The following is an 11,909-nucleotide window of genomic DNA, read 5'->3' as shown; positions in this document are numbered from 1 at the left end:
TGACGCGATCCCGTTTACAAAACGGGTGCTCTACCAACTGAGCTAAGGTGGCGTTATTTTTTCAACTCTGCCGACGCGGCGTTTTTCTCGTCCGCCAAACCTGCCGTCTCCGCGGCAGTGGCAGCAGCGCTCTCGGTCGTCACACGCTTCGCTTCGTCGCTCACATGCTTCAAAAAGAACGACACGGATCCGGCCGGCTTTTTTCGAGCACCCGCCCCTGCCTCACCGCGGCCACCGCCAGCGTGCTTCATCCGCTCGATGAGCTTCACGATAGTGCGTTGAGCCTTATGCAGAGCATCTACAGTGACGCGCTGCGTAGCCGCACGAGTCGACAAAATGCCTCGTCGCGCGGCCAACCACCCCTTGGCCAAAAAGAGCTTCACCTTCTCGACTACATTGTCGATAATAATCTCGTCGCCACGGTCGCGCATCTCCGCCGACACCAGCGGCGCACCTTTGTGCAACTCCAACACTTTATGCACAATCAAAAACGCGAGTGCGATGAGCGAGAGGAGAAAGATTGTGAAAGGGGTCGTCATAAAACGGACGGCTCAGCCGTCGGAGGCGCTACTTAGCTGAGAAGCGCACAAACTTGCTGATCTCGATCTTCTCGCCAAACTTTTGGATCGCCGCTTCGATGAGATTGGCGATCTTTAGATCGGGATTCTTGATATATGGCTGTTCCATGAGCACTTTGTCCTGGAAATACGCATTCACTTTTCCCTCGAGGATCTTGGCCTTCATGTTCTCGGGCTTGCCCTCCACCTCCTTGGCAAATACCTCCTCAGCGACTTTCTTCGCCTCCGGGGTGATATCGGCGCTCTTCACGAATTCTGGATTGGTAGCAGCCACCTGCATCGCGATCTCATAGGCGAGCTTCTTGAACTCTTCATTGCCTGACACGAAATCGGTCTCGCTCGACAATAGCACCATCGCACCGACGGTGCCAGCGCCATGAATATACGACTGGACAGCAGCGGCTCCGAGGGTTCGGTCGGCTTTCTTTGATGCCGCATCACCGCCCTTCTTGCGGAGGATAATGATCGCCTTCTCCATATCGCCAGCCGCCTCCTCGAGCGCCTTTCGACACTGCATAATAGAGACGCCGGTCTGGTCACGGAGCACCTTTACTTGATCCATTGAAATCGTAGTCATGAGCAATAGTATACTATGTCGCCAATAAAACTGCCAAGCAAACCGGGGGCTAATTACGCCTTCGCTGCATTCGCCATAGTAGGCTGTGTTGTCGCGGTCGTGGCTGCTGCAGCCGCTGGCGCCACCTTTGGATTCTTCTTGCCGTCCTGATACGCCGCCACAATCTGATTCACAAAGAAAGCGATACTTGCCTGTGCGCCGTCGTTGCCAGGGATAGAGTGCTGGACTTTGTTGAGGTCACAGTCAGAGTTACAAACAGCGATCACTGGGATGCCGGTCTTGTTGGCCTCATGTACGGCAATCTCCTCGCGCTTTGCGTCGATCACGAAAATCGCCTTTGGCATTTCTTTCATCAATACGAGGCCACCGAAAAACTTCTGGAGGTTGTCGATTTCACGGTCGATCATGAGACGCTCTTTCTTGGTGTACTTGAGAAGCTCGCCGTTCTCACGCTTGGCAATCTGAGACTCCATCTTTTCGATTCGTCGCTTGATTTCTGAGTAGTTGGTGAAAGTACCACCAATCCATCGTCCTGCAACAAAAGGCATGCCGATAGATTCAGCGCCCTTCTGTACCGCCACTCGAGCCTCGCTCTTGCCACCGACAAAGAGGATCTGCTTGCCTTCTGAACCGAGGTTCTTCACGAACGCCTTCGCCTTTTCGAGAGACTCTGAGGTCTTTTCGAGGTCGAAGATCTCTACGCGGTTCTTCGCACCGAAGATGAAGTTTTTCGCGCTTGGGTGACGTCGTGCTCGAGACAATGCAAAGTGAGAGCCTGCTTTAAAAAGGCTTTCAATGAGGCCTGAATTTGGGGTTTTGGTGGTTTCTGACATAGAGAAATAGTCTAGCAGATGAGGGGAATTATTGCAAATCAGGCTCAACTTCGCCTTCAGCCGGCACACTACCCCCACCCGCCTCACAGACTGCCTGAATAATGTCGTCGATTTCACCGCGGAAAATGCCTTCGATGTTGTGCCAAGACTGCTTGATACGGTGGTCGGTGACACGATCCTGGAGAATGTTGTAGGTGCGGATCTTCTCGGAACGGCCGGCGGTGCCGATCTGGGACGAGCGATTGCCGGAGTATTTGGCCGCCGCCTCTTCCTCGCGAAGTCGGGCGATTTTCGCCATGAGAATACTCATCGCCTTCTCGCGATTCTTCGCCTGGCTGCGCTCACTGGTACAACGCACGTCGATACCGCTCGGCTTGTGCAAAAGGCGCACGGCGGTCTCCACTTTGTTCACATTCTGACCACCCTTGCCGCCGGCACGAGAGAATTCCATATGAATATCGGCCGGACTAATATCGACATTCACTTTCTTGCGCATTGGGAGAATCGCCACAGAAGCGGTCGAGGTGTGCACACGACCCATCTTTTCGGTGGGCGGCACACGTTGAATACGATGCACACCGGTCTCAAAGCGGAGGAGCTTGTACACGTCCTTGCCACGCACTTCGAAGGCGGCTTCTTTGAAACCACCGAGCGACGACTCCGATTCATCGAGCGGATGGAAAGACCAGCCGCGAGCTTCGCAGAAACGTTGATACATTTCGGCAAGCTTCTGAGCAAAAAGAGCGGCCTCTTCCCCGCCGGCACCAGCGCGGACTTCCATGACGATCTCATTTGGAAACTCTTCCTCCTCTTTGTCGGCATCTTCAATCTGCTTCAACTGAGCCTCGAGCGCCTTCTTTTGTTCGGCAATAGTTTCGAGCTCTTTCGCGCCCAATTCAGCAAACCCTGCGTCCTTTTCAATCATGCCGCGCAACTCTTTTTCTTCCACGTCCAAACGCTCCCAGCTTTCTGCGAGATATGACGTCTTATGATTTTGCTTGTGCTTTTGGAGATCCATTCCCGGCTTCGCCTGGGGCCAAATCTATTTGGCCTTTTTAGCGGAAGCGGTCTTTGGCTTTACAGCAACAGTCTTGACTGATCGAGTCTTAAACTTCTCTACTCGGCCAGCTGCGTCGAGGAGCTTTTCGTTGCCAGTATAGAAAGGGTGAGAGGTGCTAGAGATTTCCACGTGGAATGCAGGGTATTCCTTGCCGTCTGCACCCTTGGCAGTCTCCTTGGTCTGCACAGTAGAAGAAATGAGAAACTGCGCACCATTGGAGTTGTCAATGAAGAGGACTGGGCGGTAGTTTTTTGGGTGAATGTCTTTTTTCATGGGGTGATGTGTCTTTTGTATGTCTGGCGAGTATACCAGAAAGGTCAAAAAGTGGCAATATCGAGGCCAGAATGAGGCCGATATCGGCTAATTGGCGCCCAAAATATTGATCTGCGCCTGATATTTGTCGGCATAAGCCAGCACTTCGTTGCCATAAAAGGCGTAGGCAGGCTTGGTGGCATTGACCCAGCCAGCGAGGTATCGGGTGGCGGCAAGACGTTCAGCCGCGCGGGTACCTTTCGCCGCACCATTGTCTTTCAACAAAAGTCCTGAGGCCATGAAGGCATCTTCCGGATCCCAAGGATTCGGCGGCTTGTTGCCAGTGGCGGCAGAGATGCGGTCCTTGAACAGCACCCAGGTCGAAGGGATGAATTGCGCCGGACCCATGGCCCCGCCGTAACCATACCATTGCTTTGCCGAGACCGGCATCTTGTCTGGGTCGAGACCGAGCTCTTTGCAGATTTCAAGAAATGGCACCGTGTCACGAGGTGCCTTCATATCGACGCGCCAATTGCCTTTGCCGACATTCTGTCCAAGATTGGATTCAGTCGTGATGATCCCCAAAATAAACGCCGCGCGAACGCCGGTCTTCTTCTCCACAGCTTTGGCATATTCAAGGGCCTTGCCGAACGGGATCGCCGCTGAACCCTGGAGCTGGAAGAGTTGGGCTCGAATAGCATTCGCGCTCTGTGTCTTTTCCTTCAACACGTTCTGGTACGCCGATTCAACGCCCTTTGTCACCGCTAAAATCTTTTTCTTTTCTGCCTCCTGTTCCACAAGCCGCTTCTGTTGGAGTTTCTGGATACTCAACAGCTGCGCCTGCTCGTCTTTTTTATCCTGCAAGGCATCACGTGCGACCTGTGTCGCCTTCCTATCCTCGCCGATTTTGGTATACGAAGTGCGGAGGGCTTCACGAATCGCACCGTACTGATCGGCATCTTCAAACAGCGAAGAGAGCGAGCGGCGCGTGAGGTAGATTTCGATCGGCGATGCCGAATAGATCTCCGCTTCGCGATTCAACAACTCCGCGACATAGGTTTTTTCCTGATCGATCTTGTCGGACAACACATCGATGGTGTTTTCCTTAGCTTTGATATCGGCAGCCAAGCCCTGAATCGTGAGGTCGCGTGCACGAATACTGAGCTTCGCCTGAGTGATCTGCGCGGTGAGGATCGAAACATCGCGTTCAAGAGACACGCGCTCAGTACGCTTGGCATCTAGAATAGACTGCTGGGCGTCGATCTCCTTCTCCAAACCATCCAGCTGCGACTGGAGCTGAACGCGCTGCTCAGGAGTGAGGCTGGCGGCTTCAAGCTGTTGTGGCAGCCACAAAGAAGTCGTGAGTGCGTCGAGAAACAGGCCTAAAGTGAGGCTCAAAGTGCAGATGAAAAAAAGGTTGTACCTCCGTAAACGCATAGAGTGAATTATACCAGATTAGCTTACTGGACGGTGAACGGAGGTGGGTGGTGCAGTCTTTTCGAGTAGGTGCGGATTTTTCATACTTTTCTCATACTTTCGTATGAAAAATCCGCACCTACTGTTTTTCGGCCCAGGAAACCTGCCTACAAAACAAAACCGCCACTGGCGGTTTTGTTGGACCAAAAAATCGTGAATGGAGTGTTACTATTTCTTCGCCGGCGCAGCCTTCGCATCCTTTGCACCACCAGCTGGAGCAGCCGCAGCACCATCAGCGCCCTCCTCAGGCTTCTTGCCCTTCTTGTCGGAGATCTCGATCGCGGCGAGATCTGGGGCAGCTACCACCTCCTCCTTCTCTTCCACCGCCTTGGCAATAGACGCGACGACATCCTCCGCTCGCTGCACGAGAACGACATTTGCAGGAAGCACGACATCCTTTGCGAGGATCTGGCTATCCAAAGTAGCGAGAGAACCGATGTTGACCTCGACTGCCTGAGGGAGATCCTTTGGCAACGCCTCGATCTTCAATGCATGCTGCACCTTCACGAGAATACCACCGAAGTCCTTCACTGCTGGAGCGATACCGACGAAATGCATTGGCACTTCGATCTGGAGCTTCTTGTCCTTTTCAATTACATAAAAATCAGCATGTCGAAAATCTCCAGTGAGAGGATGAACATCTACCTCTTTGATGAGTGCTTGGTGCTCTGCGCCCTTGGCATCCTTGAGCTCTATAATAGAAGAGTCACCGGCCTTCTTGTAGACCTTGGTGAATTCTGCTTGAGAAACCGCAACAGAAGTCGCTTTCTCCTTTCGGCCATAGAAAACAGCGGGCATTTTGCCGGTCTGGCGCAATGTATCCAGCTTTTGTGCCTTTTCTCGAGGCTCGATGTGTAAGGTAATCATAGAGGATTAGTATATCTATTTCCCGAAAAAAGGCAAGAAAGTCCGCCAAGCTGTAATACCGACCCTCCCCGGACGTCTCATCTAGTAGCAACAAGGTAGCGATAGCGTTTCCTTGTTGCGTTATCCATAACACAACACCCATGTCACATACACAAGCAAAGGACGCGGTAGCAGCAGCGGCAGAAGCGCACGCGGATGAGGCACGAAAGGGCGCAACGGAGGCGCAATATGCGGCCGCAGAGGAGCACGAGAAAGCAGCTACCGAGCAATCAAAGGCATAGGTAAGACTCTCTATTCTTAAGATACGAGGTTGGTCGGCTTTCCGCCTTCGAGGACATCGATGATGTTCTGTGCGGCCATGCGGGCCATATCAAGGCGGGCTTCTTCGGTAGCAGAGGCAATATGAGGGGTGAGAACGACATTTGGGAGCTTGGCGAGGCCTTTAGTGAGCTTCGGCTCAAATTCGAACACATCGAGACCGGCACCGCGGATTCCCTGCTTGCCAGCAGTTTTTGGATCGGCACCGAGCTCCAAAGCCTCGACAAGTGCGACTTCGTCCACTACTGGCCCGCGGGCAGTATTGATCAAATAGGCGGTAGGCTTCATCAACTTTAGGCGGTCGGCGTTGATGAGATGATGAGTGGCGGGCATAAGTGGCACGTGGAGCGACACAACATCGGCGACTTTCAACACCTCTTCCGGAGTCGCACAAAAGACGGCACCGTATTTCTGCTCCAGCTCTGGGTTGCGGACGACGTCATAGTACGAGAGCTTCATCGCGAAACCATTCACCGCGCGATGTGCCACGTCTGCACCGATTCGGCCCGTGCCGATAATACCCAGCATCTTCCCAGCGAGCTTCGTGCCATGGAAAATCATCGGATTCCAACCGTTGTACTTCCCTTTTCGAATATATTGGTCGCCCTCCACTATTCGGCACGTGAGTGCGAGAATAAATGCCCAGGCATGCTCAGCCACGCGGTCCGCCCCGCCGCCGGGAGTATTGGAAGCAAAAACGCCCCGCGTTTTTGCCTCTTTCACATCGATATTATTGAAACCAATCGCGTAATTGGCAAAAATCTTCACAGTTGGTGCCGCATCAAACACCTCTTTGTCGATGGGATCAGTAAGGAGAGACAGCACCGCATCGTATGGCGCGCCGGAGCTTGCATCGTGTCGAGAGCCTTTTTTGAGTGCCTTGATCAGCTCCTTCTTGGTGAGCGGCCGGTCCTTCTTGCTCACAGTCACGGCATAGCCCTTCTGCTCGAGCATATCGAGACCGTTCTGCGGAATCCTGCGGGTGACGAATACGTTTTTCATGATTGAAAGTATACCACCACTCTATATAAAATCACTGCGGCGCAACTACACAGACAATAGCCGCTGAGTAAATGGCGTGAAGTAGGAATCAAGTTGCTTTTGAGTGACGCTGAGTTGTTTACCGAGCATACTTGGGTTTTCTATTACGGAGAGCAGTGCATCGATCTCAGCGCGGCGCGGCTCCATTGATTCAAATCCGGATAATTTTTTGACGATATCAAATATCCTCTGCCGAGAAGACCCTGCAGAAACAAGCTCTTTTTTTTCAAGAAATCCAAAATACCGATGTACCTCAGAGGCTAAATTTGCCATGTAGAAAAGTGGGGTTCGTTCGTTCATTGAAAGTTTATTTTACATTAAACACTCGCAACTTCTCCTCCACTACCTTCTGTACAGCCTCACGAGGCGCGGCAAGATACTTGTACCCAGCGACCTCCTTTGGATTGGCAGCAAGCGAAGCATCGAGAGCAGTACGATACGCCACGCGAAGCTCGGTACTCACATGCACTACCGCGACACCTACTCGGATAGCTGCACGAATGTCCTCGTCGGTATTGCCGGAAGCGCCATGCAAGACGAGGGGTAGGCCCCCGGTCGAAGCGGAGACTGCCGCGACGCGGCCGATATTGAGCGCCGGGTCCTTTCCCTTCGCAAACATCCCGTGAATGTTGCCGACCGCCGGTGCGAGCATGTCAATGCCGGTCGCTTTCACAAATTCTTTGGCCAGTTCCGGTTTCACCAGACTCTCTTCGGAAATAGAGGCCCCATCCGGCACAGCTTCAAGTACTTTCGAGGACTTGCCGATGTAGCCGAGCTCCGCTTCGACGATCACCTTCTCGCTCAAAAATGCCTTCTTCTGCTTCGCGTATGCCGCACATTGCTTTGTCACTCGAACATTTTCCTCGAACGGCAGCTCGGTGCCATCGAAAATAACCGCGTCGTACCCAGCATCGATCGCCTCCTTCACGCGCTCAAAGGAATAGGTGTGGTCGGCATTCAAAAAGATCGGCGCACCAGCGGCACGAAGACTCTTCACGACTGCCGCGATCTGCTTCACACCAAAAAAGTCGCGCTCGCCTTCCGACACGCCAATGATCACCGGCACCTGCCAGCCGAGCTCCTTTGACACCACTTCCCGCGCCTTCGCGATCGCCCAGACGCCTTCCATGTTTGAGATATTGAAGTGGCCGACCGCGCGCTTATTTGCCTTGGCTTCGGCGATGTACTTTCGAAGAGATTTCATACCCCCAATTATATCACGACCACCCCAAGCATCGTGCTATAATTTCCCTATGCTCGACAAACAGATCGATTTTCTCGCGATCGGCGATATCACGACCGATGCTTTCATCCGCCTCAAAGATGCGCACGTCACCTGCGCAATCGACAAGACAAAGTGCGAAATTTGCCTCAAATTTGCGGACAAAGTGCCGTTCGAATCGGTGACTATTGTGAAAGCCGTGGGTAATTCTGCCAACGCCTCGGTGGCAGCTGCACGCCTTGGCCTTCGCTCCGCACTCGTGAGCGATATTGGCAAAGACGAGAACGGCGCCGACTGTCTCGCCCAGCTCAAAAAAGAAGGTGTTGCGACCTCACACATCAGCGCGCACCGCGGTATCCCGACCAACTATCACTACGTGCTCTGGTACGGCGATGAACGCACGATTTTGGTGAAGCACCAGGAGTATCCATACCATCTACCTCATATCGCACAGCCGCCAAAATGGATCTACCTCAGCTCGCTTGGTGCGAATTCTGAAGAATATCACGAGGAGATTATCGGCTACCTCGCACAGCATCCGGAAGTAAAGCTCGCCTTCCAGCCGGGGACATTCCAAATGCAGCTTGGCGTCAAAAAGCTCGCCGCACTGTACAAGCGCTCCGAAGTTTTTATTTGCAACGTTGAAGAAGCGGAGCGGATTACCGGCCTATCTTCGGGCGAAGGGCGAAAGGAAATCAAGACGGTCATGAATGCACTCCATGCCCTCGGCCCGCGCATCGTCCATGTGAGCGACGGCCCGAAAGGCGGATACGTTTCCGATGGCCGTAATCGACGCGCTCCAATCGCTTATTTCATGCCGATCTATCCCGATCCAAAGCCACCATTAGAGCGTACCGGTGCCGGCGATTCATATGCCTCGACATTTGTCTCCGCGCTCGCGCTTGGCAAAACCTTCGAGGAATGTGTGCAGTGGGCGGTGATCAACTCAATGTCGGTGGTGCAATATGTCGGTGCGCAAGAAGGGTTGCTGGATCAAAAAGCGATCAAGGGGTGGCTGAAGAAAGCACCGAGCGATTTTCATTTGAAAGTCCTCTAATCTTATTTTCTCTTCAATACCTTTCGAACAGCAGCCGCGATGTGCGACTCGCCCATGCCATAGTGTTCGATGAGTTCGTCAGGGGTGCCGGATTGGCCGAATACGTCGTGAACGCCGATGAATTCCATTGGTACCGGATGCTCGCGCGCGAGGAGCTCTGCCACCGCGCTGCCCATGCCGCCGGCGATCTGATGTTCTTCCACCGTCACGACACGACCACATTCGCGCGCGAGACGAGTGATCGCTTTTTCATCGAGAGGCTTGATGGTGGCGAGATTTAGCACAGTGACGCCGATTTTTTCTTTTTCGAGTTCGCGTGCAACCTTCAGCGCTTTATATACGAGTGCGCCAGTAGCAATAATCCCCACTTCCGACTTCCCGACTGCGGGCTGCCAAAACACCTGCGCTTTTCCGATCTCGAAAGGCGAATCTTCTGTCGTCATTATCGGCGTTTTCTCGCGCGCAAGGCGAATGTACGTCGGATATTTTGTCTTCGCGAGGGCAATAGTCGCCTTGCGCGCTTCGATCGCATCGCACGGCGAAATCACCACCATTTTTGGAATGATCCGCATAAGCGCCATATCCTCGATCGCCTGATGCGTGCCGCCATCCGGACCCACAGAAATACCCGCATGCGAACCCGCAATTTTCACCGGCTGGTTGTTGTACGCAATCGTTGTGCGAATCTGCTCCCAATTTCGTCCCGGAGAAAACATCGCATACGAAGTGATGAACGGAATCTTTCCCATCGCCGCCATACCACTCGCGACCGAGGCGAGATTTTGCTCTGCCACGCCCATTTCCACAAATCGCTCAGGAAACTTTTTCTTAAATAAATGCATTTGAGTCGACTCAGTCAGGTCTGCACATAGCCCTACTACATTCGCATCCATCTCGGCTGCAGTCAAAAGACCCTCACCAAATCCTTTCCGGATCGGCAGCTGCTCGACATCTTTATCCCAGAGCTTTGGATTGAGTTTTTGCGAAGGGTTGAGCATTTTCTTAGATTTTAAGACTTTTTGTGTTTGGTTATCTTAAGATCTAATCCAATCAAAAAAAGAAATACAACAAAAAACTTTATATTGATACTTTCAACAAAAAAGCACACATAAATTACAAAAGCGAGAAGTACCCAATTGAAGACTAGCTCTTTAAATGTTTTTCCTTCAGTCATATAATTAAACTTTTACTCATGCTCGCTCTTAATCTTCCCCCGCCACGTCCTCAGCTCGCGGAGCGCCAGCGCTGCCTCATCTTTATTCGGCGGCTTGCCGTGCCATTCGAACATTCGCTCGAATTCGGGCACGCCCTTCGAGGCGATGGTGTTCGCAATGATCACCGACGGCTTGTCGAACACAGCTTGTGCCTGTCCGACCGCTTGGTCGATAGCGGTAAAGCTATGTCCGTCGATCTCCTGGACATGCCAGCCGAAGGAACGCCATTTATCGCCGAGCGGATTGAGCGGCATGATGTCTTCGGTGAAGCCATCTATTTGAATATTGTTGCGATCGACAAACACCGTGAGATTCTGAATCTTCTCCTTGCCCGCCAGCATCGCCGCCTCCCAGATCTGTCCGCAATCGAGCTCACCATCGCCAGTGAGGCAATAAAACTGTTTGCTCGAAGTACGGCCATGGTCGATACGGTCAGCCAGCGCCATACCGACAACCTGTGAGAGACCAGAGCCGAGCGGGCCGGAGCTGGTCTCAAGCGCGGGCATGAATTCACGATGTGGATGACCTTGCAGACGCGAGCCAAACTTGCGCAACGTCTTCAGCTCGCTCACTGGAAAATATCCTGAATGCGCCATGGTGGCATACAACACCGGACAAATATGGCCGTTGGAAAGCACGACACGGTCGCGCTCCGGCCAGCTCGGCTTTTTCGGGTCATGTTTGAGCGCGTGAAAATACAGATAGGTGAAAATGTCGGCCATGTCGAGTGGTCCGGCGGTGTGTCCCGATCCCGCTGCCAGGAGCATCTCTATAATAGACTGACGAATATCATTCGCCTTGAGCTCCAGCTCTTTCATCTTTGCGTCGGTGAGCGCCATATGAGTCTATTTTACCTCATTTTCAACTTGACGGCGAACCGCCACCTGCTATAATAGACTCATTATGGGCTTCGGCCTCCGAGATTCCCCTCCTTTGCTGGAGGGGTTTCGATTTTAGGATAAAATCAGTCAGTTTGTCACAGATATTCGAAAAGTCGCCATCCGAGACCGTACCCATCTTTCTAATAAGCCTCCTGGAGCTGAATATTCTTAACTGAGATAAGATTGCCCAAGAGATGCCCGTATCATGTGCAACTCGATGAAAAAATCTTCCAGACTTCTCATGGGAGGTGAGCGGAACGCCCCAGAACATATCTTTGTTAAACTTAGTGATCACCAGGATCGGTCTTTCAAAATATTCGTGCTTGCCATCGGCCTCCACGCCAACATTGACACCGACTGAGCAACGCCAGACTTCCCGGACATAATAAAATGGCGGGAAAAAAGCATTCGAACCTTGAATGGACTTTTTATGTTGGTTCCACTCATCAAATGGTTTTTCCGGCTGGGTCGGTGGCATGCCAACTATCCTATCAAACAGGCGATAGAGAAATCGCTAAATTCCGATAAAGAAA

The 11,909-nt window shown here is 52.5% G+C and carries 15 protein-coding genes; 2 read left to right on the top strand and 13 right to left on the bottom strand.

Annotated elements, in window-relative coordinates; all coding sequences use genetic code 11:
- Positions 1–53: 53 nt before the first annotated feature.
- From AAB391_04165 to AAB391_04135, 7 genes are all read right to left on the bottom strand, one after another.
- Positions 54–539 carry a hypothetical protein gene (locus AAB391_04165; GenBank protein ID MEK7645480.1) on the bottom strand — a complete coding sequence of 162 codons (486 nt, stop codon included), beginning with the start codon at positions 537–539 and terminating at the stop codon, positions 54–56.
- A 28-nt stretch (positions 540–567) separates the two neighbouring features.
- Complete coding sequence (gene tsf / locus AAB391_04160) at positions 568–1,155, bottom strand: elongation factor Ts (GenBank protein ID MEK7645479.1); 588 nt, start codon at positions 1,153–1,155, stop codon at positions 568–570.
- Between the two features lie 53 nt (positions 1,156–1,208).
- Positions 1,209–1,988: a 30S ribosomal protein S2 gene (rpsB, locus tag AAB391_04155; GenBank protein ID MEK7645478.1), complete on the bottom strand. Its 780-nt coding sequence runs from the start codon at positions 1,986–1,988 to the stop codon at positions 1,209–1,211.
- 28 nt (positions 1,989–2,016) lie between these two features.
- Positions 2,017–3,006 (bottom strand): PCRF domain-containing protein, encoded by a 990-nt coding sequence (locus tag AAB391_04150; GenBank protein MEK7645477.1) that lies wholly within the window; start codon positions 3,004–3,006, stop codon positions 2,017–2,019.
- A 24-nt stretch (positions 3,007–3,030) separates the two neighbouring features.
- Positions 3,031–3,321, bottom strand: coding sequence for a type B 50S ribosomal protein L31 (locus AAB391_04145; GenBank protein MEK7645476.1), 291 nt, complete (start codon positions 3,319–3,321; stop codon positions 3,031–3,033).
- 87 nt (positions 3,322–3,408) lie between these two features.
- The gene (locus AAB391_04140; protein MEK7645475.1) at positions 3,409–4,737 is read right to left on the bottom strand and encodes a lytic murein transglycosylase; all 1,329 of its coding nucleotides are present in this window, start codon (positions 4,735–4,737) and stop codon (positions 3,409–3,411) included.
- 207 nt (positions 4,738–4,944) lie between these two features.
- Positions 4,945–5,643: a 50S ribosomal protein L25 gene (locus AAB391_04135; protein MEK7645474.1), complete on the bottom strand. Its 699-nt coding sequence runs from the start codon at positions 5,641–5,643 to the stop codon at positions 4,945–4,947.
- 140 nt (positions 5,644–5,783) lie between these two features.
- Here AAB391_04135 and AAB391_04130 point away from each other — a divergent pair, with 140 nt between their 5' ends.
- Entirely contained in the window at positions 5,784–5,924 is a 141-nt protein-coding gene (locus tag AAB391_04130; protein ID MEK7645473.1) for a hypothetical protein, read from the top strand.
- 16 nt (positions 5,925–5,940) lie between these two features.
- Here the strand turns inward: AAB391_04130 and AAB391_04125 are convergent, their stop codons facing one another.
- From AAB391_04125 to AAB391_04115, 3 genes are read right to left on the bottom strand one after another with little or no spacing between them, the layout of a single operon-like run.
- Positions 5,941–6,963 (bottom strand): D-glycerate dehydrogenase, encoded by a 1,023-nt coding sequence (locus AAB391_04125; protein ID MEK7645472.1) that lies wholly within the window; start codon positions 6,961–6,963, stop codon positions 5,941–5,943.
- Positions 6,964–7,008: 45 nt separating this feature from the next.
- On the bottom strand, positions 7,009–7,302 hold the full coding sequence (locus AAB391_04120) for a hypothetical protein (GenBank protein ID MEK7645471.1): 294 nt from the start codon (positions 7,300–7,302) through the stop codon (positions 7,009–7,011).
- 7 nt (positions 7,303–7,309) lie between these two features.
- A complete protein-coding gene (locus AAB391_04115; protein MEK7645470.1) occupies positions 7,310–8,206 on the bottom strand; it encodes a class II fructose-bisphosphate aldolase in 897 nt (298 codons plus the stop codon).
- A gap of 49 nt (positions 8,207–8,255) precedes the next feature.
- On the opposite strand from AAB391_04115, the gene AAB391_04110 reads away from it, so the two are divergent.
- Complete coding sequence (locus AAB391_04110; protein ID MEK7645469.1) at positions 8,256–9,281, top strand: carbohydrate kinase family protein; 1,026 nt, start codon at positions 8,256–8,258, stop codon at positions 9,279–9,281.
- A 2-nt stretch (positions 9,282–9,283) separates the two neighbouring features.
- Here AAB391_04110 and AAB391_04105 read toward each other — a convergent pair whose 3' ends face one another.
- The 3 genes from AAB391_04105 to AAB391_04095 all read right to left on the bottom strand — a co-directional run bounded on the left by AAB391_04105 (position 9,284) and on the right by AAB391_04095 (position 11,854).
- Positions 9,284–10,279, bottom strand: a complete 996-nt coding sequence (locus AAB391_04105; protein ID MEK7645468.1) for a transketolase C-terminal domain-containing protein — start codon at positions 10,277–10,279, stop codon at positions 9,284–9,286.
- A gap of 188 nt (positions 10,280–10,467) precedes the next feature.
- On the bottom strand, positions 10,468–11,334 hold the full coding sequence (locus tag AAB391_04100; GenBank protein ID MEK7645467.1) for a transketolase: 867 nt from the start codon (positions 11,332–11,334) through the stop codon (positions 10,468–10,470).
- A 22-nt stretch (positions 11,335–11,356) separates the two neighbouring features.
- Complete coding sequence (locus AAB391_04095; protein MEK7645466.1) at positions 11,357–11,854, bottom strand: type II toxin-antitoxin system PemK/MazF family toxin; 498 nt, start codon at positions 11,852–11,854, stop codon at positions 11,357–11,359.
- Positions 11,855–11,909: the final 55 nt, after the last annotated feature.

This window comes from Patescibacteria group bacterium (assembly GCA_038065315.1).
Classification (GTDB): domain Bacteria; phylum Patescibacteriota; class Minisyncoccia; order Phycocordibacterales; family JBBTRF01; genus JBBTRF01.
Note: the sequence above shows the minus strand (reverse complement) of the source record. Positions and strands in the feature narration are given on the sequence as shown.

Coding starts and splice junctions, on each gene's coding strand:
- AAB391_04165 (MEK7645480.1), bottom strand. CDS start 539: ATGACGACCCCTTTCACAATCTTTCTCCTCTCGCTCATCGCACTCGCG.
- tsf (MEK7645479.1), bottom strand. CDS start 1,155: ATGACTACGATTTCAATGGATCAAGTAAAGGTGCTCCGTGACCAGACC.
- rpsB (MEK7645478.1), bottom strand. CDS start 1,988: ATGTCAGAAACCACCAAAACCCCAAATTCAGGCCTCATTGAAAGCCTT.
- AAB391_04150 (MEK7645477.1), bottom strand. CDS start 3,006: ATGGATCTCCAAAAGCACAAGCAAAATCATAAGACGTCATATCTCGCA.
- AAB391_04145 (MEK7645476.1), bottom strand. CDS start 3,321: ATGAAAAAAGACATTCACCCAAAAAACTACCGCCCAGTCCTCTTCATT.
- AAB391_04140 (MEK7645475.1), bottom strand. CDS start 4,737: ATGCGTTTACGGAGGTACAACCTTTTTTTCATCTGCACTTTGAGCCTC.
- AAB391_04135 (MEK7645474.1), bottom strand. CDS start 5,643: ATGATTACCTTACACATCGAGCCTCGAGAAAAGGCACAAAAGCTGGAT.
- AAB391_04130 (MEK7645473.1), top strand. CDS start 5,784: ATGTCACATACACAAGCAAAGGACGCGGTAGCAGCAGCGGCAGAAGCG.
- AAB391_04125 (MEK7645472.1), bottom strand. CDS start 6,963: ATGAAAAACGTATTCGTCACCCGCAGGATTCCGCAGAACGGTCTCGAT.
- AAB391_04120 (MEK7645471.1), bottom strand. CDS start 7,302: ATGAACGAACGAACCCCACTTTTCTACATGGCAAATTTAGCCTCTGAG.
- AAB391_04115 (MEK7645470.1), bottom strand. CDS start 8,206: ATGAAATCTCTTCGAAAGTACATCGCCGAAGCCAAGGCAAATAAGCGC.
- AAB391_04110 (MEK7645469.1), top strand. CDS start 8,256: ATGCTCGACAAACAGATCGATTTTCTCGCGATCGGCGATATCACGACC.
- AAB391_04105 (MEK7645468.1), bottom strand. CDS start 10,279: ATGCTCAACCCTTCGCAAAAACTCAATCCAAAGCTCTGGGATAAAGAT.
- AAB391_04100 (MEK7645467.1), bottom strand. CDS start 11,334: ATGGCGCTCACCGACGCAAAGATGAAAGAGCTGGAGCTCAAGGCGAAT.
- AAB391_04095 (MEK7645466.1), bottom strand. CDS start 11,854: ATGCCACCGACCCAGCCGGAAAAACCATTTGATGAGTGGAACCAACAT.